The sequence below is a fragment of the Pseudomonas sp. EA_5y_Pfl2_R50 genome, assembly GCF_963970475.1.
In the GTDB taxonomy this organism is placed as follows: domain Bacteria; phylum Pseudomonadota; class Gammaproteobacteria; order Pseudomonadales; family Pseudomonadaceae; genus Aquipseudomonas.
Map to the genome: position 1 here is coordinate 225,984 of NZ_CAXAPT010000005.1, position 26,543 is coordinate 252,526.

21 protein-coding genes are annotated in these 26,543 nt (G+C 61.5%); 11 read left to right on the top strand and 10 right to left on the bottom strand.

Annotated features, from left to right (window positions below):
* Positions 1-216: 216 nt before the first annotated feature.
* Positions 217-1,260 carry a WD40/YVTN/BNR-like repeat-containing protein gene (locus AACY19_RS10935; RefSeq protein WP_339450248.1) on the top strand — a complete coding sequence of 348 codons (1,044 nt, stop codon included), beginning with the start codon at positions 217-219 and terminating at the stop codon, positions 1,258-1,260.
* Positions 1,257-3,641 carry an efflux RND transporter permease subunit gene (locus tag AACY19_RS10940; RefSeq protein WP_339450249.1) on the top strand — a complete coding sequence of 795 codons (2,385 nt, stop codon included), beginning with the start codon at positions 1,257-1,259 and terminating at the stop codon, positions 3,639-3,641. The genes AACY19_RS10935 and AACY19_RS10940 overlap by 4 nt, the downstream gene beginning before the upstream one ends.
* A 63-nt stretch (positions 3,642-3,704) precedes the next feature.
* Here the strand turns inward: AACY19_RS10940 and AACY19_RS10945 are convergent, their stop codons facing one another.
* Positions 3,705-4,424 (bottom strand): FadR/GntR family transcriptional regulator, encoded by a 720-nt coding sequence (locus AACY19_RS10945; RefSeq protein WP_339450250.1) that lies wholly within the window; start codon positions 4,422-4,424, stop codon positions 3,705-3,707.
* A gap of 187 nt (positions 4,425-4,611) precedes the next feature.
* Positions 4,612-6,348, bottom strand: coding sequence for an IlvD/Edd family dehydratase (locus AACY19_RS10950; RefSeq protein ID WP_339450251.1), 1,737 nt, complete (start codon positions 6,346-6,348; stop codon positions 4,612-4,614).
* A 193-nt stretch (positions 6,349-6,541) separates the two neighbouring features.
* Between AACY19_RS10950 and AACY19_RS10955 the strand changes: the two genes are divergently transcribed.
* The 8 genes from AACY19_RS10955 to AACY19_RS10990 all read left to right on the top strand — a co-directional run bounded on the left by AACY19_RS10955 (position 6,542) and on the right by AACY19_RS10990 (position 13,221).
* Positions 6,542-7,864 carry an MFS transporter gene (locus AACY19_RS10955; protein ID WP_339450252.1) on the top strand — a complete coding sequence of 441 codons (1,323 nt, stop codon included), beginning with the start codon at positions 6,542-6,544 and terminating at the stop codon, positions 7,862-7,864.
* Between the two features lie 59 nt (positions 7,865-7,923).
* Positions 7,924-8,916, top strand: a complete 993-nt coding sequence (gene araD1, locus AACY19_RS10960) for an AraD1 family protein (RefSeq protein WP_339450253.1) — start codon at positions 7,924-7,926, stop codon at positions 8,914-8,916.
* 9 nt (positions 8,917-8,925) lie between these two features.
* Entirely contained in the window at positions 8,926-10,506 is a 1,581-nt protein-coding gene (locus AACY19_RS10965) for an aldehyde dehydrogenase (NADP(+)) (protein WP_339450254.1), read from the top strand.
* A gap of 166 nt (positions 10,507-10,672) precedes the next feature.
* The gene (locus AACY19_RS10970) at positions 10,673-10,984 is read left to right on the top strand and encodes a DUF5629 family protein (RefSeq protein WP_339450255.1); all 312 of its coding nucleotides are present in this window, start codon (positions 10,673-10,675) and stop codon (positions 10,982-10,984) included.
* Positions 10,971-12,146 carry a lactonase family protein gene (locus tag AACY19_RS10975; protein ID WP_339450256.1) on the top strand — a complete coding sequence of 392 codons (1,176 nt, stop codon included), beginning with the start codon at positions 10,971-10,973 and terminating at the stop codon, positions 12,144-12,146. Before AACY19_RS10970 ends, AACY19_RS10975 begins: the two co-directional genes overlap by 14 nt.
* Positions 12,147-12,302: 156 nt before the next feature.
* Complete coding sequence (locus AACY19_RS10980; RefSeq protein WP_339450257.1) at positions 12,303-12,482, top strand: hypothetical protein; 180 nt, start codon at positions 12,303-12,305, stop codon at positions 12,480-12,482.
* A gap of 272 nt (positions 12,483-12,754) precedes the next feature.
* Positions 12,755-12,967 carry a hypothetical protein gene (locus AACY19_RS10985; protein WP_339450258.1) on the top strand — a complete coding sequence of 71 codons (213 nt, stop codon included), beginning with the start codon at positions 12,755-12,757 and terminating at the stop codon, positions 12,965-12,967.
* Positions 12,964-13,221, top strand: a complete 258-nt coding sequence (locus tag AACY19_RS10990; RefSeq protein WP_339450259.1) for a hypothetical protein — start codon at positions 12,964-12,966, stop codon at positions 13,219-13,221. The genes AACY19_RS10985 and AACY19_RS10990 overlap by 4 nt, the downstream gene beginning before the upstream one ends.
* Before the next feature lie 41 nt (positions 13,222-13,262).
* Here AACY19_RS10990 and AACY19_RS10995 read toward each other — a convergent pair whose 3' ends face one another.
* The 3 genes from AACY19_RS10995 to AACY19_RS11005 are packed head-to-tail and all read right to left on the bottom strand — an operon-like array spanning position 13,263 to position 18,738.
* Positions 13,263-13,859: a glutathione S-transferase gene (locus AACY19_RS10995; RefSeq protein WP_339450260.1), complete on the bottom strand. Its 597-nt coding sequence runs from the start codon at positions 13,857-13,859 to the stop codon at positions 13,263-13,265.
* Complete coding sequence (locus AACY19_RS11000) at positions 13,856-17,497, bottom strand: AAA family ATPase (protein WP_339450261.1); 3,642 nt, start codon at positions 17,495-17,497, stop codon at positions 13,856-13,858. The genes AACY19_RS10995 and AACY19_RS11000 overlap by 4 nt, the downstream gene beginning before the upstream one ends.
* Positions 17,494-18,738 (bottom strand): exonuclease SbcCD subunit D C-terminal domain-containing protein, encoded by a 1,245-nt coding sequence (locus tag AACY19_RS11005; protein ID WP_339450262.1) that lies wholly within the window; start codon positions 18,736-18,738, stop codon positions 17,494-17,496. Before AACY19_RS11005 ends, AACY19_RS11000 begins: the two co-directional genes overlap by 4 nt.
* A gap of 332 nt (positions 18,739-19,070) precedes the next feature.
* Here AACY19_RS11005 and AACY19_RS11010 point away from each other — a divergent pair, with 332 nt between their 5' ends.
* Positions 19,071-20,672: an ABC-F family ATP-binding cassette domain-containing protein gene (locus tag AACY19_RS11010; protein WP_339450263.1), complete on the top strand. Its 1,602-nt coding sequence runs from the start codon at positions 19,071-19,073 to the stop codon at positions 20,670-20,672.
* Here AACY19_RS11010 and AACY19_RS11015 read toward each other — a convergent pair.
* The 5 genes from AACY19_RS11015 to AACY19_RS11035 are packed head-to-tail and all read right to left on the bottom strand — an operon-like array spanning position 20,660 to position 26,540.
* The gene (locus AACY19_RS11015; protein WP_339450264.1) at positions 20,660-22,297 is read right to left on the bottom strand and encodes a BatD family protein; all 1,638 of its coding nucleotides are present in this window, start codon (positions 22,295-22,297) and stop codon (positions 20,660-20,662) included. The two genes, AACY19_RS11010 and AACY19_RS11015, sit on opposite strands and share 13 nt — an antisense overlap.
* Positions 22,294-24,033: a tetratricopeptide repeat protein gene (locus AACY19_RS11020; RefSeq protein WP_339450265.1), complete on the bottom strand. Its 1,740-nt coding sequence runs from the start codon at positions 24,031-24,033 to the stop codon at positions 22,294-22,296. The genes AACY19_RS11015 and AACY19_RS11020 overlap by 4 nt, the downstream gene beginning before the upstream one ends.
* Positions 24,030-25,109, bottom strand: a complete 1,080-nt coding sequence (locus AACY19_RS11025) for a vWA domain-containing protein (RefSeq protein WP_339450266.1) — start codon at positions 25,107-25,109, stop codon at positions 24,030-24,032. Before AACY19_RS11025 ends, AACY19_RS11020 begins: the two co-directional genes overlap by 4 nt.
* Positions 25,102-25,599 (bottom strand): DUF4381 domain-containing protein, encoded by a 498-nt coding sequence (locus AACY19_RS11030; protein ID WP_339450267.1) that lies wholly within the window; start codon positions 25,597-25,599, stop codon positions 25,102-25,104. Before AACY19_RS11030 ends, AACY19_RS11025 begins: the two co-directional genes overlap by 8 nt.
* Positions 25,596-26,540 (bottom strand): DUF58 domain-containing protein, encoded by a 945-nt coding sequence (locus AACY19_RS11035; protein WP_339450268.1) that lies wholly within the window; start codon positions 26,538-26,540, stop codon positions 25,596-25,598. Before AACY19_RS11035 ends, AACY19_RS11030 begins: the two co-directional genes overlap by 4 nt.
* Between the last annotated feature and the right edge of the window lie 3 nt (positions 26,541-26,543).

Consider the following 26,543-nt stretch of genomic DNA (forward strand, 5'->3'; position numbering starts at 1 on the left):
TGCAAATCAGCGTCGGTAGAGGGCCGCTTTCGGTTAACAAAAGATAACGTGGCGCCGATTGTCAGACGTTTCGAAAGCCCGATAGGATGAGCCAGCTTCCGAAGGCGCTCTGGATTGCGGGTTTCAGGACTATGCTTCTGACCAGCCATCAGCGGAGCACACTTGCGGCGCCCTTGAAGGCCAAATGGCCTAACAATAATAAAGAGGGAAAGGTCTATGAGTCGTTGCCGCCCGCCGGCGTTACGCAACACCGCTTTGCTGGCCACAGCACTCTCCATGCTGGGTTTCGTCACGTTGTCGGCACCTGTGATTGCCGCCCAGGCGCCCGCCGACGCGGTCTATGCCACTGAATCCGCCAAAGCCGCAAAAAGTCTGATACTGGATGTTGTCCACGCCGGAGCGCGTCTGGTCGCCGTCGGGGATCGCGGGCACATTCTGTATTCCGATGACCAGGGCAAGACCTGGCGCCAGGCCAAGGTGCCAACCCGGCAACTGCTGACCGCCGTGTATTTCGTTGATGACAAGCACGGCTGGGCCGTCGGCCATGACGCGCAGATCCTCGCCAGCGAAGACGGTGGCCTGACCTGGACCAAACAGTTCGAAGACCTCAAACGTGAATCGCCGCTGCTCGACGTCTGGTTCAAGGACATCAACAGCGGCCTTGCCGTGGGCGCTTATGGCGCGCTGCTGGAAACCAGCGATGGCGGCAAGAACTGGGAAGACGTCAGCGACCGCCTCGACAACGAAGACCAGTTCCACCTCAACGCCATCGCAGCGGTGAAGGACGCCGGGCTGTTTATTGTCGGCGAGTCGGGCAGCATGTTCCGCTCCGCCGACTGGGGCCAGACCTGGGAAAAACTCGAAGGCCCTTACGAAGGCTCGCTGTTCGGTGTGATCGGCACGGCGCAGCCGCAAACCCTGCTGGCCTACGGCTTGCGCGGCAATCTCTACCGCTCCACCGATTTCGGCAGCAATTGGGAACAGGTCGAGCTGAAAGCCGCACGCGGCGCGCTGGAGTTCGGCCTGTCCGGCGCGACCCTGCTTGAAGACGGCTCGATTGTGATCGTCGGCAACGGCGGTTCGGTGATCAGCAGCAGCGACGATGGCGAGACGTTCAGCGTATTCAACCGTGCGGATCGCATCTCGCTGTCTTCCGTCACCGCCGCTGGCGACGGCAACCTGATTCTGACCGGGCAGGGTGGCATCCACACCACGCTGCCAAACGGCGCCGAAGTTAATAACAAGAAGGCGGGGCTATGACTACCTTGATCACACCTCAGCAGGAAAAGGCGACGGTCCTTGAACGCCTGATTTTCAACAATCGCCCGGCAGTGATCCTGATCTGCCTGGTGGTGAGCATTTTCCTGTTCTGGCAGGCCACGCTGATCCGTCCATCGACCAGTTTCGAAAAAATGATCCCGCTCCAGCATCCGTTCATCGAGAAGATGATGGAGCACCGCAACGATCTGGCGAACCTGGGCAACACCGTGCGCATTTCGGTGGAAGCCAAGGACGGTGACATCTTCTCCAAGGATTACATGGAGACCCTGCGCCAGATCAACGACGAGGTGTTCTACATCTCCGGCGTCGACCGTTCCGGCCTGAAGTCGCTGTGGAGCCCGAGCGTGCGCTGGACCGAAGTGACCGAAGAAGGTTTTGCCGGCGGTGAAGTGATTCCGCAGAGCTACGACGGTTCGCAGGACAGCCTTGATCTGCTGCGCAACAACGTGCTCAAGTCCGGTCAGGTCGGGCGTCTGGTGGCCAACGACTTCAAGTCGAGCATCGTCGACATCCCGTTGCTGGAGTCCTACCCGGACCCGCAAGACCAGGGCAAGCTGCTCGCGCTGGACTACCGCAAGTTCTCCCATGAACTCGAAGACAAGATCCGCAACAAGTTCGAAGCGCAAAACCCCAACGTCAAGATCCACATCGTCGGTTTCGCCAAGAAGGTCGGCGACCTGATCGACGGTCTGGTGATGGTGGTGATGTTTTTCGGCATCGCGTTCGTCATCACCCTGATCCTGCTGTTGTGGTTCACCAACTGCCTGCGCAGCACCATCGCGGTATTGAGTACGACGCTGGTGGCGGTAGTCTGGCAACTGGGTCTGATGCACTTTTTCGGCTTCGGGCTCGATCCGTATTCGATGCTGGTGCCGTTCCTGATCTTCGCCATCGGTATTTCCCACGGCGTGCAGAAGATCAACGGGATCGCCCTGCAATCCAGCGAGGCCGACAACGCGCTGACCGCCGCGCGGCGCACGTTCCGGCAACTGTTCCTGCCGGGGATGATCGCGATTCTCGCGGATGCGGTGGGCTTCATCACCCTGTTGATCATCGACATCGGCGTAATCCGTGAACTGGCCTTCGGCGCGTCCATCGGCGTGGCGGTGATCGTGTTCACCAACCTGATCCTGCTGCCGGTAGCGATTTCCTATGTCGGCATCAGCAAGCGGGCGATTGCCAAGAGCAAGAAGGACGCAAACCGTGAACACCCGTTCTGGCGCCTGTTGTCGAATTTCGCCAGCCCGAAAGTGGCACGCATCTCGGTCGTGCTGGCACTGATCGCCTTCGGTGGCGGCCTCTGGTACAGCCAGAACCTGAAAATCGGCGATCTCGACCAGGGTGCGCCAGAACTGCGTCCGGACTCGCGCTACAACAAGGACAACAACTTCATCATCAGCAATTACTCGACCAGTTCCGACGTGCTGGTGGTGATGGTCAAGACCAAGGCTGAAGGTTGCTCGCGCTACGAAGCCATGGCGCCCATCGACGAACTGATGTGGAAGATGCAGAACACCGAGGGCGTGCAGTCGGCGATCTCATTGGTGACCGTGTCCAAGCAGATGATCAAGGGCATGAACGAGGGCAACCTGAAATGGGAAACCCTGTCGCGCAACCCGGACGTGCTGAACAACTCGATTGCCCGCGCCGACGGTCTGTACAACAACAGTTGCTCGGTGGCGCCGGTGCTGGTGTTCCTCAACGATCACAAGGCCGAAACCCTGGATCGTGCGGTAAACGCGGTGCAGGAGTTCGCCAGGGACAACAACAAGGATGGCCTGGAATTCATCCTCGCGGCCGGTAACGCCGGCATCGAAGCGGCCACCAACGAAGTCATCAAGCAGGCCGAGCTGACCATCCTGATTCTGGTCTACATCTGCGTGGCGGTGATGTGCATGATCACCTTCCGTTCGTGGGCGGCGACCTTGTGCATCGTCCTGCCGCTGGTACTGACCTCGGTACTCGGCAACGCGCTGATGGCGTTCATGGGCATCGGCGTGAAGGTCGCGACGCTGCCCGTGGTGGCGCTGGGTGTGGGGATTGGTGTCGACTACGGCATCTACATCTACAGCCGACTGGAGAGTTTCCTGCGGGCCGGCCTGCCGCTGCAGGAAGCCTATTACCAGACCCTGAAGTCCACCGGTAAAGCGGTGCTGTTCACCGGCCTGTGCCTGGCGATTGGCGTGTGCACCTGGATCTTCTCGGCGATCAAGTTCCAGGCCGACATGGGCCTGATGCTGACCTTCATGCTGCTGTGGAACATGTTCGGTGCGCTGTGGCTGCTGCCGGCACTGGCGAAGTTCCTGATCAAGCCTGAGAAGCTGGCGGGGCAGAAGGGTAACTCGCTGTTTGCTCACTGATCTGAAGGCCTGAAACGACAAAGCCGCAACCTTAGGGTTGCGGCTTTTTTTGTGGCTCAAACCTTAAGTCAGTTCAGCGCCAAGCACAACACTCAACGCACTTCGGGCATCATCCAGCTGCACCAGCGTCGCATGCCGAGCCCCAAGCGAATCACGATTTTCGATGGCGGTCAAAATCGCCTTGTGCCGAGGCAACGCCAGTTCATGCAGGTTCGGCCGCTGATTCGAATGCTTCAACGCCTCGGCAATCGCCACCGACAACATGTTGCACAGGTTCGCCAGCAAATCATTGTGCGTTGCATCGGCGATCCGGCTATGGAAATCCAGATCCGGCTGCAACAACGCTTCCGGCGTCGGCGCCGCTTCCATGCGCTGGTAGGCCTCACCAATTGCCGCGATATCGGCATCGGTCGCGTGTTGGGCGGCGAGGGCGGCAGCGGCGGGTTCGATGATGCTGCGCACGCTGGTCAGCACGTTGAAAAATTCGTTCTGCGGACTGCTTTGCATCAGCCAGTGCAGCACATCCGGATCGAGCATGTGCCATTCCCGGCGCGCCTTGACCACCGTGCCGACGCGGGGTTTGGAGTACACCAGACCCTTGGCCACCAGCACCCGCGTGGCTTCGCGCAAGACCGGCCGGCTGACCGCGTATTCCTCACACAACAGGGCTTCTGCGGGCAGTTTGTCGTCGGGCAAAAAGCGTCCGGAGACGATCTGCATGCCCAGTTCCTGGACGATGCGCGAATGCATGCTTTTACGGTCGGAAGGTTTGCGGTAATCCATGGGGAACGGCGCGATCCTGAGCGATGGAGATGCCGCGCATCATAGCAGGCACCGGACAATCTTGAGGCAGACACACAAGCCAAATGTGGGAGCGGGCTTGCTCGCGAAGGCGGCATATCAGTCAAATAGATGTCGACTGACACTCCCTCTTCGCGAGCAGGCTCGCTCCCACAGAAGCATTGCGCTGTTAGTGAGAGTGGCGTGGGACCTCGGCCCCTCGGCAACCGACCAGGAAGTCAAAGTCACACCCCTGATCCGCCTGCAGTACATGGTCGATGTACAACTGACGATAACCCCCCACCAGCAACTGCTGCGGCGGCTGCAGGTCGGCCATGCGCGCTGCCAGTTCGGCATCCGGAATATCCAGATGCAAACGCCCGGTGGCGCAATCCAGCTCGATCCAGTCGCCTTCCTTCACCGTCGCCAAAGGCCCGCCGGCGGCTGCTTCCGGGGCCACGTGCAACACCACCGTGCCATACGCGGTGCCGCTCATCCGCGCATCGGAAATGCGCACCATGTCCGTCACTCCCTGCGCCAACAGCTTGGCCGGCAAACCCATGTTGCCGACTTCGGCCATGCCCGGATAACCCTTCGGCCCACAGTTCTTCATCACCAGAATCGAATCCTTGTCGACATCCAGCTCCGGATCGTTGATTCGCGCCTTGTACATGTCGAAGTTCTCGAACACCACCGCACGCCCACGGTGCTGCATCAGCGCTGGCGTGGCGGCGGACGGCTTGAGCACCGCGCCCAGCGGTGCCAGATTGCCGCGCAACACGCAGATACCGCCATCGGCGCGAATCGGATTGTCGAGGGTGCGGATCACCTCGTCTTCGCCATAAATCGGCGCGTCCTGGGTGTTCTCGCCGATGGACTTGCCATTCACCGTCAGCGCATGCGGGTTAGGAATCAGATTGGCTTCACCGAGACGGCGCAGCACCGCAGGCAAACCACCGGCGTAATAAAACTCTTCCATCAGGAAGCGCCCGGACGGCTGCAGGTCGACGATGGTCGGCATGCCGCGACCGATGCGCGTCCAGTCGTCCAGATCCAGCTCGACGCCGATGCGCCCGGCGATGGCTTTCAAGTGAATCACCGCGTTGGTCGAACCGCCGATGGCCGCGTTCACACGGATAGCGTTTTCGAAGGCTTCCTTGGTCAGAATCTTCGACAGTCTCAGATCTTCGCGAACCATCTCCACCGCACGCATGCCGGACATGTGCGCCAGCACATAACGTCGTGCATCTACCGCAGGAATCGCCGCGTTGTGGGGCAGGGAAGTGCCGAGCGCTTCGGCCATGCAGGCCATGGTCGACGCGGTGCCCATGGTGTTGCAGGTGCCCGCCGAACGCGACATGCCGCCTTCGGCCGCAAGGAAATCGTCAATCGTGATGGTGCCGGCCTTGACCTGTTCGCTGAGCTGCCAGACCACGGTGCCGGAGCCGATGTCCTTGCCCTTGTGCTTGCCGTTGAGCATCGGCCCGCCGGTGACGACGATGGCCGGCACGTCGCAACTGGCCGCGCCCATCAGCAGCGCTGGAGTGGTTTTGTCGCAACCGGTCAGCAGCACCACGCCGTCAATCGGGTTGCCGCGAATCGCTTCTTCAACGTCCATGCTCGCCAGGTTGCGGGTCAGCATGGCGGTCGGGCGCAGGTTCGATTCGCCGTTGGAGAACACCGGGAATTCCACCGGAAAGCCACCTGCCTCGATCACCCCGCGTTTGACGTGCTCCGCGATCTGGCGGAAGTGCGCGTTGCACGGGGTCAGTTCCGACCAGGTGTTGCAGATGCCGATGATCGGCTTGCCATGGAACTGGTGGTCGGCGATGCCCTGATTCTTCATCCAGCTGCGGTACATGAAGCCGTTCTTGTCGGCCGTGCCAAACCATTGGGCGGAGCGCAGGGTGGGTTTCTTATCAGACATGATCGATTCTCTTATTGTATGACTATAGTGTTCCAGCTACGGCTTAATCTAAGCGCAAAATCCTACGTTTGGAAGTGTTGTTGGTGAATTAGTATTACTATATAGTCGTTTTCGACGGAGGGATGGCCCTGACGGTTTACCGTGAGAGGCGTCCCCCGAGGTTCTATAAAAACAACAATCGGAGACCGATCTCATGAGCCAGGAACTGCGGCTAATCCGGCGAATTACGCTGAAACTGATTCCCTTCCTGATCCTGCTGTACCTGATCGCCTATGTGGATCGCTCTGCGGTCGGCTTTGCCAAGCTGCACATGGGCGCCGACATTGGCATTGGCGATGCGGCTTACGGCCTCGGCGCCGGACTGTTCTTCATTGGCTATTTTCTCCTCGAAATTCCCAGCAACCTGATGCTCGAACGCTTCGGCGCGCGGCGCTGGTTTGCGCGGATCATGATCACCTGGGGCGCCATCACCATCGGCATGGCGTTCGTCCAGGGCCCGCACAGTTTTTACGTGATGCGCTTCCTGCTCGGCGCCGCCGAGGCGGGGTTCTTCCCCGGCGTTCTCTACTACATCACCCAATGGTTCCCGGTGCGCCATCGCGGCAAGATCCTCGGGCTGTTCATTCTTTCGCAACCGATCGCGATGATGATCACCGGCCCGGTGTCCGGCGGTTTGCTCGGCATGGACGGCGTACTCGGCCTGCACGGCTGGCAATGGCTGTTCATCGTCATCGGCACGCCGGCGATCCTGCTGACCTGGCCGGTGTTGCGCTGGTTGCCGGACGGCCCGCAACAAGTGAAATGGATGGATCAGGCGGAAAAAGACTGGCTGACCGGCGAGCTGAAAAAGGACCTGCAGGAGTACGGCCAGACCCGCCACGGCAATCCGCTGCATGCATTGAAAGACAAGCGCGTGTTGCTGCTGGCGCTGTTTTACCTGCCAGTGACGTTGAGCATTTATGGCTTGGGCCTGTGGCTGCCGACGCTGATCAAACAGTTCGGCGGCAGCGATCTCGTCACCGGTTTCGTGTCGTCGGTGCCGTACATCTTCGGGATCATCGGTTTGCTCATCGTGCCGCGCAGTTCCGACCGTTTGAATGATCGCTACGGCCATCTCGCCGTCCTTTATGTGCTGGGGGCGATTGGCCTGTTCATGAGTGCCTGGCTGTCGTTGCCGGTGGCGCAACTGGCGGCGTTGTGCCTGGTGGCGTTCGCGCTGTTTTCCTGCACGGCGGTGTTCTGGACGCTGCCGGGGCGGTTCTTTGCCGGCGCGAGTGCGGCGGCGGGGATTGCGCTGATCAACTCGGTGGGGAATCTGGGCGGGTATATCGGACCGTTCGTGATCGGGGCGTTGAAGGAGTACACCGGCAATCTCGCGTCCAGCCTGTACTTCCTCTCGGGGGTGATGGTGTTCGGTTTGATTCTGACGGGCGTGGTGTATCGCGTGCTGGAGCGCAAACACGTCCTGCCGGTTGAACAATTCGCCGCCAGCGCGCGGGGCGCAACCCGCACCTGACTGACCAACACTGGCCCCTGTGGGAGCGGCGGTGTTTTTAGAGGGAATAGGAGAAATTCATGCATCTGGTTCAATTCGAATTAAGCAACCGCGAACGCCGCGTCGGCGTGGTGGACGGCGCTCTGGTGCGCGAAGTGCAAGGCGCACGCACTACCCGCGATCTGGCACTGGCGGCCATCGAAGCGGGCAACACCCTTGAGCAGCAAGTGCAAATCCTCGGCCTCGGCATCCGTCACGACTACGCCGAACTGCTGTCGCAACGGCGTGTCCTGCCGCCCCTCGATCATCCAGATCCGGCACACATGCTGATCAGCGGCACCGGCCTGACGCATCTGGGCAGCGCCTCGGCCCGGGACAAAATGCACCAGCAGGCCGGTGACGAAGCGGCGATGACCGACACCATGCGCATCTTCAAATGGGGCGTGGAGGGCGGCAAACCGAAGGCGGGGCAGTCTGGCGTACAACCAGAATGGTTCTACAAGGGCGACGGCAGCATCGTCGTCCGTCCCGGCCAGCCGTTCCCGGTGCCACCGTTTGCCGAGGACGCCGGTGAAGAGCCGGAAATGGCCGGCCTGTACCTCATCGGCAACGACGGCAAGCCCTATCGCCTCGGTTTCGCGGTCGGCAACGAATTCTCCGATCACATCATGGAGCGCAAGAATTACCTGTACCTCGCGCACTCGAAACTGCGCAGTTGCAGCTATGGCCCGGAACTTCGCACCGGTGATTTGCCTCAACATCTGGCAGGCACCAGTCGCATCCTGCGTGACGGCGAAGTGCTCTGGCAGAACGAGTTTCTCAGCGGCGAAGCGAACATGTGCCACAGCCTCGCCAACCTCGAATACCACCATTTCAAGTACAGCCAGTTCCTCCGTCCGGGCGACGTACACATTCACTTTTTCGGCACCGCGACCCTGTCGTTCGCCGATGGCATCCGCACCCAGCCGGGTGACGTATTCGAAATCAGCCAAGCCGAATTCGGCGCACCGCTGGTCAACGGTATCGTCCCGGTCCCCGCGGCGTTTGAACCGGACAGCATCGGCACCCTTTAAGGAGATCCCATGACTCAGATTCTCGGTCACAACTACATCGGCGGTCAGCGCAGTGCGGCTGGCAACGTCAAATTGCAATCCGTCGACGCAACCACCGGCGAACCGCTGCCGCACGACTTCATCCAGGCCACGGCTGAAGAAGTCGACGCCGCCGCCAAAGCCGCCGCCGCCGCGTACCCGGCCTATCGCAGCCTCAGCGCCGAACGTCGCGCGCAGTTTCTCGACGCGATTGCCGATGAACTGGACGCCCTCGGTGATGACTTCGTTGCCGTGGTCTGTCGCGAAACCGCGTTGCCAGCCGCACGGATTCAAGGCGAGCGCGGACGTACCAGCGGACAAATGCGGCTGTTCGCCAAAGTCCTGCGCCGTGGTGATTTTTACGGGGCGCGGATTGATCAAGCGCTGCCGGATCGTCAACCATTGCCACGCCCGGATCTGCGTCAATACCGTATTGGCCTCGGCCCGGTGGCCGTGTTCGGTGCGAGCAACTTTCCCTTGGCATTCTCCACCGCTGGCGGCGATACCGCTGCAGCGCTGGCCGCCGGTTGCCCGGTGGTGTTCAAGGCCCACAGCGGCCACATGGCCACGGCGGAACGGGTCGCCGATGCGCTGATTCGTGCTGCAGAAAAGACCGGCATGCCCGCCGGCGTGTTCAACATGATCTACGGCGGTGGCGTCGGTGAATGGCTGGTCAAGCACCCGGCGATTCAAGCCGTCGGCTTCACCGGTTCGCTCAAGGGCGGTCGAGCGCTGTGCGACATGGCGGCGGCGCGTCCGCAACCCATCCCGGTGTTCGCCGAAATGTCGAGCATCAACCCGGTGATCGTCTTGCCGCAGGCATTGGCCTCGCGTTCGGAAACCGTCGCCCGTGACCTCACCGCTTCGGTGGTGCAGGGCTGCGGTCAGTTCTGTACCAACCCGGGTCTGGTGATCGGCATTCGGTCGCCGCAATTCAGCGCGTTCGTCCAGCAAGTGACTGGCCTGATCGCTGATCAACCGGCGCAAACCATGCTCAACGCCGGCACCCTCGGCAGCTACGGCAACGGTTTGCAGAAGCTGCTGGCGCATTCCGGCATAGAGCATCTGGCGGGTAATCCGCAACAAGGCAATCAGGCGCAGCCGCAGTTGTTCAAGGCTGACGTGAGCCTGTTGATCAAGGGCGATGAAGTCTTGCAGGAAGAAGTCTTTGGCCCGACCACGGTGATCGTCGAAGTGGCTGATCAAGCGCAACTCAGTGCTGCATTGAACGGCCTGCACGGGCAACTCACCGCGACGATCATCGGCGAGCCGGCAGACTTCGAACAGTACGCCGAACTGACGCCACTGCTGGAACAGAAGGTCGGGCGGATTCTGCTCAACGGCTATCCGACCGGTGTCGAGGTGTGCGATTCGATGGTCCACGGCGGGCCGTATCCGGCGACGTCCGATGCGCGCGGCACTTCGGTTGGCACCTTGGCCATCGACCGCTTCCTGCGTCCGGTGTGCTTCCAGAACTACCCGGACAGCTTGCTGCCGGAGCCGCTGAAAAACGCCAACCCGTTGCGCATCCAGCGCCTGGTTGACGGCAAGCCTTCACGCGACGCGCTCTAAAGCTACCGCCAATTCCCGGTGGGCGCGGGCTGGCTCGCGAATGCGTTGTGTCAGTCGACACATGTGTTTCTGAAACACCGTATTCGCGAGCCAGCCCGCTCCCACAGGGGATCTGCGTTCACAATGAGCTATCATTGCCGGTTTCCCCCTGAAAGACTTTACTGCCATGACTGCCCAAACCCTTCTCAACGCCCTCGAACATTGCGGCATGGTCGAAATCGACGGCCTGCACGCCTTCGAATTCGCCCTCGACGAAGACGACAACCTGCACATCGAATGCATCGATGGTCGAGCAGCCAGGCATTGGCAGTTCACCCCTGCACAAGTCGCAGCGGCAACGTTCGACGAAGACCTGCAGAGCTGGCTGGTCATTGGTTATGCCAGCGATACCAAAACCACCGGCGAACACCGTCTGGTCTGCCTCGGCGATGTCGTCAGCAGCAGTGACGATGAGGATGACACTGATGAAAATGCGTAAATTCTGGCCGCTGCTGATAGCCGGCAGCGTCGGCGCTATGGGGCTTTCCAGCGCATCCGCCGAGAACTTCCAGTTGCTGGTCGGCTCGTACACTGCCGGCACCAGCCAGGGCCTCTATCGGATGAACTTCGACAGCGCCACGGGCCAGATCAACGCCAAACCGCTGCAAGTGGTCAAGAGCGAAAACCCGTCCTGGCTGACCCTGTCCCAAGATCAGAAGCGCTTGTTCGTGGTCAACGAAAACGGCCCCGGCCAGAATGACCCGGTAGGGCGCGTCAGCAGCTATTCGATCGATCCGAAGACCCACGCCCTGAGCCTGATCAATCAGGTGCAGAGCCTCGGCAACGAGCCGACCCATTCGAGCCTCAGCGGTGACGCCAGCCATCTGTTCGTCAGCAACTATTCGGTGATGGAAGTTCCGGGCGGCACCCTCGCGGTATTGCCGGTCGGTGCCGATGGCAAGCTCAAACCTGTCGTGCAGATGAGCGCGCACCCGGCTAGCCGGGTCAACCCCGAGCGTCAGGCGTCCAACCACGTGCACTCGACGGTCTCTTCCCCGGACGGTCGCTACGTGTTCTCCAACGACCTCGGCGCGGACAAGGTCTTCATCTACCAATTCGACCCGAAGGCCAACCCGGATTTGCCGCTCACTCCAGCAAAAACCGCCTCGGTCACCTTGCCCGCCGGTAGCGGCCCGCGTCATCTGCTGTTCAGCGCTGACGGCAAACACGCCTGGCTGACCATGGAAATGAGCGCGCAGGTTGCGGTGTTCGATTACAACGACGGCGTGCTGACCCAGACGCAACTGGTCGACCTCGCTGCTGGCAAGCCGACCTCGGACAAGGCCGCTGCGGCGTTGCACGCGTCTGCCGATGGCAAGTTCCTGTACGTCAGCAACCGTGGCACCGCCAATCAACTGGTGGTTTTCGCGATTGATCCGGCGACCGCGCAGCTCAAGGAACTGCAAAAACGTTCGGTTGAGGGTGATCACCCGCGCGAGTTCAGCCTCGACCCAAGCGGCAAATTCCTGCTTATCGCCAACCAGAAGAGCAATGAGATTGTCGTCGTCGAGCGCGATGCCAAGACCGGTCTGCTCGGTAAAACCGTGCAGAAATTGCCGATGGACGCGCCGAGTGACCTCAAGTTCATCGTGCGACAATAAGCCACAGGCCCCGGTTTACGGGGCCTGTCTCTTAGTATTAATCGCGCTGATAACCGGTAATGCTACAAAGCATTTCAAGCGATCAACCCTCCAGCGTTAAGTTTGCTTCACGGCCCAACCGGGCAGACAAGCCAACCGAACACGAGGGTTACCGCCATGAACTTCAATCTCTTCTCCGTCATTGCCGCTTCCGCCATCTCCGCTACCGTCGCTCTGCCAGCCAGCGCTAACGTCGAACTCAGCAGCAAGAAATCCCACACCCAGAGCTACACCCAGAAATACCTGCAACAGAGCGCCAACTTCTACGCTGCCCTGGATCACAAAGCCCAACACTGAAATGCCCGCTTCGAACAACTCCCTGCAGGAGCTGCCGAAGGCTGCGATCTTTTGACCTTGTTTTGTTAAAAGCAAAATCAAAAGATCGCAGCCTTCGGCAGCTCCTGGACGTGTCCGTGTGTTTTTCGCGGCCCGATAGCTTTCTTGAACCGCGCAAATAGACTGGCTAAATAATCAACGAAGCTGATGTTTACTATGGCAAAACCTGAGTGGTTAGCACGGCTTTTTTGATTGATTCTGTGGACATCGAAACATGCCCACGGGAGAACACCATGGCCAGCGCAATCCTCACCTCAGCCAGACGCGGCGCCTATCTGGCCATCGGTCTTTACCTGACCGTGGTCCTGGTCGTCAGCATCGCCTCGCAGATGGAACACCGCTTCGACGCACCGATTCAAGTCGCCCATCCTGGCATCCAGTTCGAAGTCCAATCGCAGAGCGCGATGGTCGATCAGGTCGAACTCGCGGGGGTCGGCGGCGCATGAAAGGCTATCGATTCTGGGTGATCGCCGGCTTGGCCTTCTTCACCAACGGCGCATCGTTACTGGGCATCGGCCAAGGCTCGGTAGGCGCACTGGCCCGAGCCATAGAGGCCAATCACAATATTGCGCACAACATTGAACGGGCAAATATCCTGGGGCTGATGGCTGGCAATCCACCGGTCAAAGTCTCGGCGGATTTTCTCGGCCCCTTTGAAGTTGATTGCTCGGCGCTTGGCATGTGCCAGGCCCTGGCCTGACTGAGCGTTCCACGCTCTGCGCGGGAACGATCAGGTAAGGGTTACTTCTTCATGATCGAAGTGAAGAGCCCGGATTCGAGGAAGCGCTGCAACCAGGCCTGCAATCGTGGATACGGCGTCTGGGCAAACCACTCGCGATCAACATGGGCAAATTGCCGCACGAACGGCAGCAGGGCGATATCGGCCAGGCACGGATGATCAGCCAACAGGTAGTCGTATTCACCCAGCGTCAGATCCAGATGATGCGCAATCATTGAGCATTGCATCCGATAGACTTCCATCGGCTTCTCGGGATAGCGCTCGGCGTATTTGTAGTGGTTCAACGATGTTTTGAAAACCTCATCGTTGGTCTTGATCAGCCTGTCCATGATGACTTGCGCTCCCGGATCATCTTTGAGCAGCCAGTCATCCGGGTCATTCTGCGCCAATGCCCAGCGCATGATCTCCAGGCTCTCATCGATCACCCGTCCACCCGCATCCAGCACCGGCACTGTGCCCTTGGGCGAGAGCGCCAGCATCTGCGCCGGTTTGGCCTTGAGGCTGACTTCGACGATGTCCACCGCCACGCCCGAATAACGCAGGGCCATCCGCGCGCGCATGGCATACGGGCAGCGGCGAAAGGAATACAGCGTGTTCATTTCACCTCCAGTGTGCTCAAGCCGTTGCCCTGACGTTGTACCTGAATCTGCACCGGAATCCGCTCGTGCATTTCCTGCACGTGGGAAATTACCGCGACCTTGCGCCCCTGCGCCTGCAAGCCGTCGAGGGCGTCCATCGCCAGTTGCAGCGACTCCGGATCAAGACTGCCAAAACCTTCGTCGATAAACAGCGATTCGATTTTCAGCGTGCTCGATGCCATCGAGGCCAGGCCCAACGCCAGCGCCAGCGACACCAGGAACGTCTCACCGCCAGACAACGAATGCACCGAGCGCAATTCGTCTCCCATTTCCGTGTCCATCACCAGCAGGCCAAGCATGCTGCCGCCGCGCTTGAGGCGATAGCGTTTGACCAGTTGGCGCAACTGCACGTTGGCGTGATGCACCAGCAAGTCGAGATTGTAGGCCTGGGCGATCTTGCGGAACGTGTCGCCGGTGGCGGAGCCGATCAAGGCACTCAGTCGTGCCCAGCGTTGATACTCGGCATAGGCCGAGGCAATCTGCTGCGCCAACGCCTGATTGGCGTTTTGCCGACGCTGATCCTCGACTTGCTCGGCGCGCAGTTCGGCGCATTGCTGTTCGCTGACGTTGAATTGGTTCTGCAGGTCAGTCAGGGCTGCGGCGAGTTGTCCGGCATCGAGATTGCCGTTGCTTTGCGCCTGATGGTCGACCAATAACCGGTCACGCTCCTGCAACAAGACCGTGGCCTGTTCGATGGCTTTTTCATTTTGCTGCAAGCGTTGGCGCAGTTCGCCGAGCTGCGTGTCATCGACCCGCAGAAGGTCTTCGAGGCCGCCGTCATCCAGTTCGGGATGACGGGCGCGCCAGTCGGCAATCCTGCTCGCCAGATCCTGTTCCTCGCTTTCCAGGGCCTGCAAGCGTTCCTGCTGTGCCTTGAGTTCAGCGGCAATCTGCACAAGCTGCGTGCGCACGCTTTGCAGTTCCTGCGCGGTGCCGTTTTCGGCGTTGCGCGCCTGTTCCACGGCTTGCTCAAGCTGCTGCTGCCAGTGCTCGGCGCTGCTGTGCTCAGCCAGCAATTGCGCGAGTTTCTGCTGGCAGTTTTGCTGCTGCTCGGCCAACGCTGCGAACTGCTGCTCTGCGGTCTGCGCTTGCTGGGCTCGGGTCTGCTGACGATCCTGTTCTTTTTCCAGCGTCTGCTGGCGTTGCTGCTGTTCGCTCAACTCTTCCTTTTGCTGATCGACTTGCGCCAGGCGCTCGGCGATCTGCCGGTCGAGTTGCATGAAGGTCGCCGCCGGTTCCTGGCGCAGGGCTTCAAGGGTGTCGGCGGGCAGCAGGGTGGCGAATGCCGTCAGTTCCTCGTCGAGGCGCTGACGGTCGCTGCTCAGTTCGCGTTGCTGGTTGCTCAGTTGTTGCGCGGCTTGTTGATGCGCGGTTTCGGCTTGACGCAATTGCTGAGTCAGGCGCGCGGCATCCTGTTGCAAGGTCAACAGGGCGCTTTGACGCTGTTCGTCCTGAGCGATGCTCTGGTTCAGTTGCTCGCTTTGCCGGACGAGCCAGTTATCACGCTTGTCGGCGTCCTGATTGAACAACTGCGCCGACAGCGGATGCGCGTCGAGGCTTGGCGCCAACGCTTGCTGCTGGGTCGCCAGTTGTTCCTGCTGTTGCAGCAGTTCTTTCTGCTGCGCAATCACGCCCCCGACTTCGGCGCGCAGTTCGATGAGCTTTTCCTTGAGCTGATCGACCCCCTGCTGCGCGTTGGCCTGTTCGCTTTCATCGTGGCGGCCGAGGCTTTGCAGCAGCGCTTCGGGCTGATGATACGGATGTTCGTTGCTGCCGCAGACCGGGCACGGCTGATCATCCTGCAACTGCGCGCGTAACTCCTCGACACTGGCACTGCGCGCCAGACGCTGGCGTTCAAGCAGTTCGCGGGTGACGTTGAGGGTTTGCTCGGCGACGGTCAGCTCGGCTTTGGTTTTCACGCCGTCCTGAGTCAGACGCTCGCGTTCCTGCTGGGCATTGAGCTGGCGCTGTTGCAACTCGCTGCTGCGCTTGTCGAGATCCTGATGAGTGGCCCACAAGCGCGACAGGTCTTCGAAGGCGCGCAGTTGCTTGCGGTTGTCCTGCAACAGCGTGCCGAGGAGGCCGATTTGTTCGGCGACGGCATCGGGTTCGGCGCCGGCCTCCTTGAACAGCACTTCAAGTTGCTGTTTGTGCGTGGTCAACACTTCGGCGCTGCGGGTGGCGTTTTCTTCGAGGCTTGCCAGTTCGGCCTGGCCCTTGTTCAAGCGATTGCCGATCAACATCAGCTGTTGCAGACGATCACGGTAGGCATTCCACGCATCGCTCAACGGCGCCAGATGAGCACTTTGCTCAAGCTCGGCGGCGATACGTTGCAGGCGCTCGGCGACCTGGCTCTGCTTTTCCAGCAAGGCTTGAATGGCGTTCTGGCCCTCGATGCACGCCTGTTGCGCATGGGCTTTGGCGTCTGCGCTGGCGGCGACATCCTTGGCCAGACGGGCGAGGGTGCTTTGTTCTTCAAAGGCCTGACGCAACAGCGGCGCGTTTTCGCTTTGTCGTTGCTGCGCTTCGCTCAGGGCGACTTTCGCCGCCTCAAGGTTTTGCTCCAGCTGCGTCTGGCGCTCAGTCAGTTCGGCGCTTTGCCGGGTGTGCGCGGCGATTTGCGCGGCCAGTGGCGTCAGCAGGCCATCGAGTTCGGTTTTGCGCGCGAACTGATGCCGCTGCGGGCCGAGTTGCTCCAGCCGCGTTAGCTTGACTCGCTCACCGGCCAGACGTTCCGATTGCTGCCGGGCACTGTGCAATTGCTCGGCGGCAGCTTGCTGCGCGTCCTGCAGCACACGCAAATCCTTGAGCCAGGCGTGCTGCTGTTCCAGTTGTTTAAGCTGCGCCTGCTGCAACTTCAATTGCTGTTGTGCCGTGTTGAATCGCTCATCCAGCTCGGCCCGGGCTTCGGGGGGCAGTGGCGTGACGCCAATGGCCTGATCCTGCAACAGCTTGTGCGCTTCGCGGGCCTCTTTGGTCTTGTCGAAGGCGCGGCGGCCGAGGCGGGTATAGAGCGCCGTGTCGGTGAGTTTTTCCAGCAGTTCGCTGCGGTCGTTATCGTCGGCCTTGAGGAACGCACTGAACTCGCTCTGGGCCAGCAACACGGCACGGGTGAACTGTTCGAAGTTCAGGCCGAGCGCGGCTTCCAGTTGAGTTTTGTATTCACCTTTCTGGCTGGCGAGCAATTGATCCTGATCGATGTCGCGCAAGCTCTGACGGCTGGCCTGCAGCTTGCCGGCGGCCTTCTCGCGGGCGCGATTGGCTTCCCAGCGCGCCCGATAGCGACGGCCATCAACGCCGACGAAATCGACTTCGGCATAGCCTTCGCCAGTGCCGCGCCGCAGCAGGGTGCGCGGGTCGCCAGTAGCAATTTCACCGTCGGCATCCGGGACTTTTGCGTCACGACCGGTGTTGTTCAGGCGCGGCACAGCCCCGAACAGCGCCAGACACAAGGCGTCGAGCAGGGTGCTTTTGCCGGCGCCGGTCGGGCCGGTGATGGCGAACAAACCGGCGCTTGCCAGCGGTTCGGCGGTGAAATCGATTTCGAACGGCCCGGCCAGCGAGGCGAGGTTCTTCAAACGAATGGCGAGAATCTTCATGGCTGCTCGCCCTCCAGTTGCACGTCGTGCAGCAGTTCGGCGAAGTCCTTGAGGGTTTGCTCATCGACCTCGCTGCCATAGTTGTCGAGCCAGGCGCGGCTGAACAATTCCTGCGGAGTGAGTTGGTCGAGCTCGATCAGCGTGCTGCCGTCATCGCTGCCATCCGCACCCCGGTTGCCGGCGTATTCAGCGGCAATGCGCACCAGGCGCACGGCTTTGCCTTGCAGGGCATTTTCGACTTGATGGCGCAGATCCGGCTGCGGCTCGTCGAGCGTCACGCGGACTTCCAGCCACGGCTGGCGCTGGGTTTCAGCGAGCAGGTCGATGTTCGGCAAGTCGGCCAGTTGCAGCAGAATGTCGGCCAGCGGTGCCGGCCCGATGCGCTGCAGATTGACCGAGCGCGGAATCAGTTTCGGCTCGACACTGACCAGGGTTTCGCCGTCGAGGGTGACGTCGAGAATCTGATGCTGATAGCCGATTTCCGAGAACGACAAAGGAATCGGCGAGCCGCTGTAGCGAATGCGCTCTTCGCCGTTGACCTTCTGCGGCTTGTGCAAATGGCCGAGGGCAACATAGCTGATGCTCGGCCCGAACAGACTGGCGGGCAGGGCTTCGGCGTTGCCGATGATCAGGCTGCGCTCGGAGTCTTCCGACACCGAGCCGCCAGCCATGTGCGCGTGGCTGATGGCGACCAGCGCCTGACCGGGTTTGCGCTTGGCGTTGGCCGCTTCGATCAGCCATTCATGCACCTGACCGATGCCGCGCAAATAGTTGTCGCCCAGATGCGCGCCCGTCACTTCCGCCGGACGCAGAAACGGCAGCGCCAGGCACCACGCGGCGACTTCGCCGGTTTTATCCGGCAACGGCAGCAGCAGACGTTCGGCATCCAGTTGCCCGTCATCCAGCCACAGCACCCGGCCCAGCGCATGGGTGCGCAAACGGCGCATCAACGGCGCAGGCAGTTCGATCCGGGAGCCGGAATCGTGGTTGCCGGCAATCATCACGATGGTCAGCAACGGCTGCTGCTCGTGGGCGCTGACGATGAAGTCGTAGAGGCGTTCCTGGGCTTTGACCGGCGGATTGACCGTGTCAAAGATGTCCCCGGCAATCAGCAGCACATCCGGCTGCGCCAGTTGCAGTTGGCGCAGCAGCCATTCGAGGAAGCACGCATGCTCGAAATCGCGCTCCTGGCCGTGCAGGTTTTGCCCAAGGTGCCAGTCGGAGGTGTGGAACAGACGCAAGGTGGACTCCGCAACAGAAAAGATGATGGCCGCGCGCGACAGGGTGGCGGCTGCAAAGACAGGGAGTTTACTGGCAAAAGGTGCAGAATGCAGAAAGGCAGAACAAATCGCAGACTTGGCTAGTTGCAGCATCAGATGCCAACCTCAGGACGGCTGGTGCTAAGGGTGACCCAGGATCTCTCAACGTCGATCAGGGCCGGTATGCTCTTCGACGGTCATTTTCAATGGTGGGATGGCGCCGTGTTTACGGTCATTGCCCATCCGCCTGGGCCTGTTGCGCCTCATCCGGGAGTGGAGCTTTGCCCATCGGGCCGATTATTCAAGGAAACCTCATGACTCAACGGTTACTGCAACTTGATCAGGTGTCGTTCAACCTGCCCGACGGGCGCTTGCTGTTCGAGCACTTGAACCACACATTCAATACCAGGGCCACCGGCATCGTGGGCGCCAATGGGTGTGGCAAGTCGTTGCTCGGCCGGCTCCTGACGGGCGAGCAACAACCCACCAGTGGCATCGTCCGCCGCGAAGGACGGGTTTACGCGATGGCGCAATTACTCGAACCCGAGCGCTATCCCACCGTCGCCGCGCTGGCGGGGGTCGAGCCCATTTTGGCGGCGCTGGAACGCATTGCCCAAGGCAGCGTCAATGATGACGATCACGCACTGGCGGTCGACCAATGGGATTGTGCGACGCGGCTTGAGGCACAACTGCAGCACATCGGCCTCGGTCACTTGAGTGCCGACGCACCGACTGGAGCGCTCAGCGGCGGCGAACGGCAACGGGTGGCGCTGATGGGCGCATGGTTATCGAGGGCTGAATGGTTGATTCTGGATGAACCGAGCAACCACCTGGATGCCTCTGAGCAACACAAGCTCGCGCAGCAAATCGAACGCTGGCCCAATGGCTTGATTCTCATCAGCCACGACCGCGGCCTGTTGGAACACGTCAACGAGATTGTCGAGCTTTCGCCCCTCGGGCTGGCGGTGTATGGCGGTAATTACAGTCATTACTCGGCCACGCGTGAGCAAGAGCAGCAGGCGTTCCAGTCGGCATTGCAAGGGGAACGGGCAAAAGCCAGGCGCGAGCAGCGCGAGATGGTCGTGCAGATGGAGCGTCAGCAGCGGAGCAATTCACGCGGCGACCGCCAGGCCCGTGACGGCAACCAGACCAAACTGATTACCAATGCGCAAAAAGAGCGTAGCGAAAACAGTCAGGGCAAATTACGCCTCAATCAACAATTGGCCTGCGAACAACAACAGCAACGAATCGCCGAGGCTCGGGCGCGTTGCGCACCGGACATGCAGCGCGTGATGCTTTCACCGGAGTGCTCGGTACCCAATGGCAAGCTGATCGTGCAGTTGATCAATGTGGTGCTGCCTTTCGGCCACGCCGAGCCGGTCAACCTCACGCTGACGGGGCCTATGCGTATGGCCATTCTTGGTGCCAACGGGAGCGGCAAGTCGACCTTGTTGCAGGTCATCGCCGGGCAACTGCCGGCGCGTGAGGGGGAAGTGGTGCGCAGTTGTCATGTCGGCTGGCTGGATCAACATGCCGGTTTGCAGCACCCTCAACGCACGGCAGTGCAATGGCTTTACGAAAGTAATCCGCAGTTGCCGGAAGCCGAGGCACGGACGCGACTGGCGCAGATGGGTATCGATGCGGATCGGGCGATGCTCCAAACCGCTCGGCTGAGCGGCGGAGAGCGTCTGAAAATCGCCTTGGCCGCCGAGTTGTACGCGCTGCGACCCCCACAATTGCTGTTACTGGATGAGCCGGATAATCATCTGGATTTGCCCAGTAAGATCGCCCTCGAACAGATGCTTGATCAATACACCGGGGCATTGATCGTCGTCTCCCACGACAACGCCTTTTTACAGGAGATACATCTGGACGCCGAATTCCACCTCGGCCACGGAGGGCATCATTTGGGATAAAGCGGCGGCAATCCACTATCACCCACCGGGTCCTGCACCCGTTCCGCTGCCGGAATCGTGCGGATTGCGCGCCACAAATCCTCACCCTGCCAATGCTGCCCCGTCTCGCTGTACAGCGCACCATTGAGCCCATCCAGCGCATCCGACAACGGCACAAACCGCGCCGCCATGTCCGCCAGTGTCTCCGGCTGCTGCCGCGCCCAGGCATCCAGTGCCTGCCGCGTCGCCTGCGGGTCATTGGCCTGGCTCGCCCGTTTGATGTCGTCCATCAACGTGCGCGGACTCGGGCCGGCTTGGGCGGCGCGGTGCACTGCCGGTTGCCAGCGAGCGCGCCACCACAGGCCGAAACCGAGGAGGGTGGTGCAGGCCAGAATCAGGGTGCTGAGTTTCCACCACCACAACACATCGTTATCGACGACGCTCGGTTGCAGGTTGCCGGCCGGGGTGTCGACTTGCAGGCTCGGGTTGTTCGCCACTTGCAGGGTGCGCGCGGGCAGGCTGCTGTGTTCCAGATGATCTTCGAAGGTGTTCCACCAGACCACGTCCACCGTCGGCAAGTCGATGGCGCCGCTGCGACTTGGCACCAGCGCTTCGCGTTCTTCGCGGCTGCCGACAATGCCGCGGTCGGTACTCTGGTTGCTCAGCACCGGTTGATCGGGATAGCGGCGCAGGCCGTTGACTTCGGTGGCGGGCAGCGCCGGCAGTTGCGAGGCGGCCAGCCCCTCGACTTTCAACGTCAGGCTGCGGGTCAGGGAATCACCGACCTGAGTGTGTTCCGGCTCCGGGTTCCAGCTTTCGCTGAGGCTCAGGCTGCGCGCGGGCAACCACGGTGCGTCGACCGGGTAGGTCAGCGGTTTGGGTTTGACGGTCAAGGGGATTTCGGCGGAACTGACGCGCATCAGTTTGCCCGGCTTCGGCCCTTGCGCATTGGTGTCCTGCGACGGTTGAGTGTCGACCAGTGTGGCGCTGAACGTCTGCGGCGCGATGGTCAGCAAACCGCTGTGCTGCGGGTAGATCGCATAGCGCATTTCGATCACGCCATGGCGCACGCCGTTGAGGTCTTTTTCGTAGGTGCGCGTGTCACCGAGTTGCTCGATGCGGGCATCGGCGATTTGCAGCGGCGTCAGGCTGCTGTCGTCGTACAGCGACACCGAATGGTAGATGCGCAGGGTCAGGATCGCCTGGGCCTGCACATAGACGCTGGACTGGTCGAGGCTGGCCTCGATGAACACTGGATCAAGGCTGTTCTTGTTTTCGCGGGTGTCGCTCTCGACCACTTGCACGGTGATCGGCTGGCTCTGCGCGTCGCCCAGTTGCAGCGGCGGGATCACCACGCTGCCATTCTCTTTGGGGCGCAGGGTGATGATCCAGCGCGTGGTCGCGCGGTTGTCGCCGTTGAGGGTATTGAGCTGGTTGACCTGCCGCGTGCCGCGCACTTCGAACAACGCCTCCAGCGCGGTCAGGTCGGGTTTGCCGAACTGGGTGACGTCGCTGGTTTCGAGGGTGAGTTCGACCGTCTCGCCGGAATTGAGGCGACTGCGATCCACGCTGGCCGTCAACTCGGCCGCCTGGGCGGTGGCCGTGCAGAGCAGCAGGGGCAGCAAGAGAGCGGTGAAGCGGGTCATCGAGTGTTTTCCTGATCCTGATGTTGTTGCTGTTCGTACCAGAATTTGCGTCGCAGCAATTCGCCCGGATCGTCCGGGATCTTGCCCAGCCATTGTTCCAGTGCCTGACGTTGCTCGCCTTCGAGGTTGTCTTCGCTCGGGCGCAGCGTTGGCACGGTGTCCGTTTCTTCTGCCTCATCGCTACCGGGCACTTCGTCGGGACCCGGTAGCGGTGGCGTGGTCGGCGGCGGTTCGCTGGCCGGCTCGGCTGGTTGCGTATCGCCCTGGGTTTCACTTTTCACGGCAGGCGGCGGGGCGGTCGCGGGCGGCGGTTCATCCCCCGGCAGGCTTGGTTGCTCGCTCGGTTTGCTGTCCGGCTCGGCGGGCGGTGGCGTATTTTTCTGCTTCAGCAGATTTTCCACCAGCGCCTTGTTGGTCTGCGCCGGACGCAAATCCGGTTGCAGTTCCAGCGCCTGTTCATAGGCGTCGATGGCCGCTTCCAGCTCGCCGCTTTTTGCCAGGGCGTTGCCACGATTGTAGTGGGCGCGGGCATCGCTGCCTTGAGCAAAGCGCTGGGCGGCGCCACTGTAGTCGCCGGCCTCGTACAGCGCCACTCCTTGCCACTGGTGATCGGCAAAATGCTGCGCGGCTTCGGCAGGGCGTTTTTGCTTGAGCAGGTGCAGGCCCTGTTGGTCGGGACGCAGCCACAGGTCTTCGAAGTCAAAAGCGTAGCTGGGCTGCGGCAAGCAAAACAGCAGCGGCAGGCAGAACAACCAGCCACGGCGCCCGGCGCAGGCGGCGAGCAACAAAAGCGGTAACAGCAGCCAGTAACCCTGATCGGCCCAGGTATCGAGGCGCACGGTCTGGCCGTCGTCGCGCAGGCTGCGTGGACCGTTGAGCAGACCAAGGGCGCCGAGATCCGCTTCGTCCAGCCGCGCAGGGTGGTATTCGCCGCCGACGCTGTTGAGGAATGCCGCGAGGCCGGGACTGTCGAGTTGCGGCACGCGGATCGCGCCTTGCTCGTCCTTGAGGAAGCTGCCGTCCTCCTGCGCAATCGGCGCACCTTCGGCGGTGCCGACGCCGAGCATCAGCAACTGCGTCGATTGTCCGCTGAGCGCGCGGCGAATGCCTTGGCGTTCCTGTTCATCAAGCGACGAACCGATCAGCAGAATCCGTCCCTGACCAAGCGCGCCTTGTTTGAGCAAGGCCAGCGCTTTGATCACGGCCAGATCAGCGCGATGACCGCTTTCGGGCATCAGCGAAGGCTTGAGCGCGTCGAGCAGATTGCGACTGGTCGCCAGATCATCCGACAGCGGCACCAGCGTGTGCGCGCTGCCGGCGTAAACGACAATGGCGGTCTGCGCGTCGCTGCGCGCCTGCAACAGGTCGAACAGCTTGCGCCGGGCCTGTTCCAGTCGCGTCGGTGGCGAGTCGGTGGCGAGCATTTCCGGGGTCAGTTCCAGCACCACGACCAAGGGATCAGCGGGTTTCTGGCTGGTCTGTTCGACCCGCTCCCAACTGGGCCCGAGCAACGCGAGAATCGTCAGCAGCCACGCGCCGCCGAGGGCGACCCACGGCAACTTGCTGTCGCGCCCATTGCCGCCGCTGAGCAGGGTGGCATGGAACGCCGGGGGCAGAATCATCTGCCAGCGCCCGGCACGCTTCTGCCGATGCCAGAGCTGCCAGATCAGCCAGCCGAGCAGCGGCAGCAACAGCAACCACCACGGACGGAACCAGTGCGGCCAGAGCGCGATCATCGGCGCCTCCGCAAACGCAGGCGCTTGAGGCGCTCGCGCCAGTCAGGCAACGGACTTTGCAGATACAGCTCTTTGGTGAACAAGCGTTGCAGCGGGTTGTCCGGCCACAATTCGCGGGCGACCAGCAACAGGCTCAACCACAGCGCCAACGCCAAAGGCCAGTGATACAAGGCTTGCGCCGGGCGGGCCTGGGTCGGTTGTTGAGTGACGGGCTCAAGTTGATCGAGGGTGTCCTTGATCGCTTGCAGTTCCTTGCCATCGTGGGCACGGAAATACTGGCCGCCGGTGACTTCGGCGATGGCTTTGAGCGCCGGTTCGTCGAGGTCCAGGCTCGGATTGACGCCGAGCAGTCCGGTCGAGCCGCTGTCCTCGGGATTGGCGCCAATGCCGATCGGATAAATCTTCACGCCTTCGCTGGCCGCCAGTTTCGCTGCCGTCAGCGGATCGATTTCACCGCCGTTGTTGGCGCCGTCGGTGACCAGAATCAGCACGCGGCTTTGCGCCGGGCGCATGCGCAGACGTTTGAGGGCCAGACCGATGGCGTCGCCGATGGCAGTGTTCTTGCCGGCGATGCCGATGCGCGCTTCATCGAGCCAGACACGCACGGTGCGGCGGTCAAAGGTCAGCGGCGCTTGCAGATAGGCCTGGCTGCCGAACAGGATCAGCCCGACACGGTCGCCATCGCGGCTTTCAAGGAAGTCGCCGAGCAAATGCTGAACCAGCGACAGACGACTGACTTCTTCGTCCTGCCACTGCATGTCGGGGAAATCCATCGAGCCTGAGACGTCCACGGCTACCAGCAGATCGCGACCGCTGGCGGCAATCGGCAATGGTTCGCCGAGCCATTGCGGACGGGCGGCGGCGATCAGCAACAACAGCCAGAGCACCATGAACGGTGCCTGTTGACGCCATGCCGGCAGATTGGCGCGGGCGCGACGGCGAGCGAGGCCTTCGAGGTCGGCGAGGAAACTGACTTTGAGTGCCGGCTCGCCGCTGTCGGCCACCGGCAGCACAATGCGCATCAGCCACGGCAGTGGCACCAGCACGAAGATCCACGGCCAAGCGAACTCAAACATGTTTGCGAATCCACGTTTCGACCGCTTGGGTCAGGCCGGCGATGGCTTTGTCGTCGAGTTTGCATTCCGGTTTGTACGCGCCTTCAACCAGCACCATCCAGCGGGTCAGGCCGGCCGCCGGGCAACGGTTATCGAGAAACGCCAGCCATTTACGCCCGTTGAGCGTGTGGCTCTGGCTGTAGGGGTAATGGTTGCGGCACAGGCGTTTGAGCAGGCCGTTGAGTTGCTGCAGCCAGGCACCGGCCGGCGCACCGTCGTAAGGTTTGGGCATTTGCGCCAGTTCCGCGAGGGCGGCGATGCGCACGGGGTCCAGCGGTTGCTCGGCGCGCACCACCGCGCGTTTCTTCATCGGAATGAAACGCCGCAGCTTCCACGCGGCGAAACCCATCAACGGCAACAACAGAAGCAGCAGCCACCAGCCCGGCGCCGGCGGCCAGAAGCCAATCGGTGGCGGGGAAATCAGCGGTTGCAGTTGTTCGAGGCCGTTCATCGAACTTTTCCCGGACGCTGCGGATTGAGGAACTCGCGCATTTGCTCGACCATCTCGCTTTGCGTGCTCAGCGGCATCAGCAGCACGCGCAGTTTCTGCGCGAGCAATTCCCAGCGGGCGATACGTGCTTCGGCCTGGGCGCGGTAGGTCTGGCGCAGGTCAAAGTTCAGCGTGTCGATTTCCAGTTGCGCGCCGCGTTCGGCGAAGCGCAGCAGGCCGGCAGCGGGCAGGGCGTGATCGAGCGGATCGGACAGCGGCAGCATCAGCAAGTCGCAATGCCGCGAGAGCAGACTCAGTTGCTGTTCGGCGCTGTCGGACAGCGCGCGCTCATCGCAGATCACGATCACCAGACTGCCCGGACGCAGCACTTCACGGGCCCGGCGCAGCGCCACGCCTAACGCATCGCGATCCGGTTCGCGCTCGCTGTGCAGCGACTGATTGACCTTGACCAGACGGTTGAGCAATTGCAACAGGCTTTGTTTGCTGCGGCGCGGTTTGATTTCGTAGTGCTCGTTGTCGCCGAACACCAGCCCGCCGACGCGGTCGTTGTGGCCGAGCGCGGCCCAGCCGATCAACGCTGCAGCCTGCGCCGCCAGCACCGATTTGAACATCAGCCCGGAGCCGAAGAACAGCCGCGTGCTTTGCTCGACCATGATGAAGATCGGCCGTTCGCGTTCTTCATGGAACAGCTTGGTGTGTGGCTCTTGGGTGCGCGCCGTCACGCGCCAGTCGATGGTGCGCACGTCGTCGCCGGCCTGATAGACCCGCACCTGATCGAAGTCGACGCCGCGACCGCGGAATTTCGAGTGATGCAGGCCGATCAGCGGGCTGCGCTGGCTCGGCGTGGAAAACAGCTGCACCTCGCGCACGCGGTGACGCATCTCGATCAGCTCGGCAAGGCTGACGCGGATACCCGGTTCGGACGGCAGAGGGGCGTTCATGGG